This window comes from Vibrio sp. 10N.261.52.A1, from assembly GCF_002876325.1.
In the GTDB taxonomy this organism is placed as follows: domain Bacteria; phylum Pseudomonadota; class Gammaproteobacteria; order Enterobacterales; family Vibrionaceae; genus Vibrio; species Vibrio chagasii.
This window is the reverse complement of sequence record NZ_MCYD01001025.1, coordinates 1-2,533: the sequence shown is the minus strand read 5'-3', so window position 1 is coordinate 2,533 and position 2,533 is coordinate 1. Positions and strand designations below refer to the sequence as shown.

Here is a 2,533-nt window from a genome sequence, read left to right as displayed (position 1 = left end):
TACAATAACTTATATTACATCGACATCCTGGGTATTTATGGTGTTCTAACTGTGTTTGTTATCTGTTAGTCGATTGTTAATCGCTGTGCTGGTCACGTTAATTATTTAATTGCGTCTATATGATGAGCTCGAATTTATATAACAACAACGTCAGCTAGGAAGAATAATGAAAGCATATGTATTTGATGGAAAAGACAGCGCGAAATTGGAAGAACGTCCAATCCCTACAATTGAGAAGCAAAGCGATGTCATCGTAAGAATCGAGAAAACCACAATTTGTGGTACGGATTTACATATATTAAGAAATAACGTTGCGACATTTAAGCCAGGCACAATCATGGGCCATGAAGGGGTTGGTATCGTCGAAGAATGCGGTGAGTTGGTGAGTAAGTTTAAGCCAGGCGATCGCGTGATCGTGTCATGTATTACTTCATGTGGTAGCTGCAAAATGTGTCAAGTGTCTAAATTTGGTCAATGTTTAGATGGTGGCTGGCTACTTGGTAATGAAATTGATGGCTGCCAAGCGGAATACGTTCGAGTTCCTTATGGCGATACAAGCCTGCATCTTGTCCCTGACGACATCGATACAGACTCTCTGGTTTTATTGAGCGATATTTTCCCAACGGGTTACGAAGTGGGTGTATTAGATGGTCAGGTTCAGCCAGGTTGCTCTGTTGCCGTTATTGGTTGTGGCCCCGTTGGCCTTGCAGCTCTGATGACCTCTAAGTTCTTCACTCCAAGTGAAATCTATGCAATCGATACTAACCCTCATCGACTGCAAGTGGCTAAAGAGCTAGGTGCAACCCATGCGATCGATAACTCAGATGGCAGCGCCGTACAGCAAATTCTTGACATGACAGATGATGTGGGTGTCGACGTGGTGATTGAGGCTATTGGCATTCCTGCTGGTTGGGATATGTCTCAGAAGTTGGTGTGCCCAGGAGGCAACATTGCAGTGCTTGGTGTTCATGGTAAATCTGCAACGATTAACCTAGAAGACATGTGGAAACGAAACTTCACTATGACAGCTGGCATGGTTCATACCAATACAACGCCAATGTTAATCAAGCAAATTAGAGCGGGTTATCTGGAACCTCAAAAACTGATTAGTCACCAGTTCAATTTAACAGAGTCAGAAGAAGCTTATTCAACATTTATCCATGCTTCAGACCACAAGTCGTTGAAAGTCATCATTTCTAACGATTGTTCATAAACAGCGAATTGTTGAGGTTAGCTTGATTAGTAAACCATTTAAAATACTAGTGATAGGTTTAATCGTGAACCTATCGATCGGTATCCTATATGTATGGGGCGTTTTCAGTGAACCTTTGGCTGAGGCGCTAGGTGTTGATCCTAAGGACGTAGATGGGCCTTACCAGACTTCCGTGTTCGCATTTTCGGTAAGTCTGTTTTTGGCTGGGGTATGGCAAGACAAAATAGGGCCAAGGAAGGTCACAATACTTGGTGTGTTTCTTGTCGGGGCGGGGCTTTTAGCGTCTGGTTATGCCTCAACATTAGCGGAATTGCAGGTTACCTTCGGGTGTATGGTCGGTGCGGGGATGGGCTTTGCTTATGCCTGTATTGGTCCGTGCACTATGAAGTGGTGGCCAGAGAACAGAAAGGGGTTGGTTAGTGGCTTAACCGCTGGTGGGTTTGCGATGGCGGCACTGTATTTGGCTCCGTTATCGACCGTTCTCATCGAACACTATGGCATCTTAGATACGTTCAAGATCCTTGGTGTCGGCTTGCTCTTTATGATCCCAATGGCTTCTCTGCTGGTTAACCCACCCAAAGGGTATGTTTCAGAAATTCCCGGAGGAAAGACTACGGAATATGGCTCAGACATAAACATCCAGTGGCTAGATATGCTGAAAACCCCTCAATTTTACCAGATCTGGTTAATGTTCATGGTGTCATCAGCAGCAGGCATCATGCTTATCGGCTCTATTGGCAACGTTAGTAAATCGCTAGGATTAACCGCTGAAGAAATTGCGTTAGGTATCATTTTATTAGCGATTTTTAATACCGCAGGGCGAGTTATTGGCGGCGTTGTATTCGACAGGATAGGGCGTGTTCATACACTGGGCTTAATATTTATGTTGCAAGCGGTCAATATGGTCTTTTTTACAACCATTGAAACGACCATTCCTCTCATGATCGGTATCTCCGCAGGCGCCATGTCTTATGGTGCGTTATTTGGTGTTTTCCCTCCAGTAACAGCGGTGGATTATGGTCTGAAGACGTATGGAACCAACTTTGGAATACTCTATTCAGCATGGGGTGTGTCAGGGTTCTTCGGAGGAATACTCGCTTCCGTAGCGGGGACGGCTGAAAACACTTATTTGGCTTACGCTGCGCTGTTGGTTTCAATCACCGTAATGAATTACTTAATGAAACCCGTTGATAAGTCTGTGCTATTAAAAGACGAAGTTAATCTGGAATACTAAACGTGAGATCGGTGAGGCTCTTATCAGATTCAGAGTCTCTACCGATAACGTGTTTCCACCTAATGTTGGCTTGGGCAATCTAAGCC

General features: G+C 44.3%; 2 protein-coding genes. Both read left to right on the top strand.

Features of this window, described 5'->3' with window-relative positions:
• Window positions 1-166 precede the first annotated feature (166 nt).
• A complete protein-coding gene (locus tag BCT81_RS22275; protein ID WP_008222112.1) occupies window positions 167-1,213 on the top strand; it encodes an alcohol dehydrogenase catalytic domain-containing protein in 1,047 nt (348 codons plus the stop codon).
• Between the two features lie 22 nt (window positions 1,214-1,235).
• Window positions 1,236-2,447: an OFA family MFS transporter gene (locus BCT81_RS22270; RefSeq protein ID WP_102425876.1), complete on the top strand. Its 1,212-nt coding sequence runs from the start codon at window positions 1,236-1,238 to the stop codon at window positions 2,445-2,447.
• The last annotated feature ends 86 nt before the right edge of the window (window positions 2,448-2,533 follow it).

Bases quoted from the DNA above. Each gene is read 5' to 3' on its own strand.
- BCT81_RS22275 (WP_008222112.1), top strand. From the start codon at position 167: ATGAAAGCATATGTATTTGATGGAAAAGACAGCGCGAAATTGGAAGAA.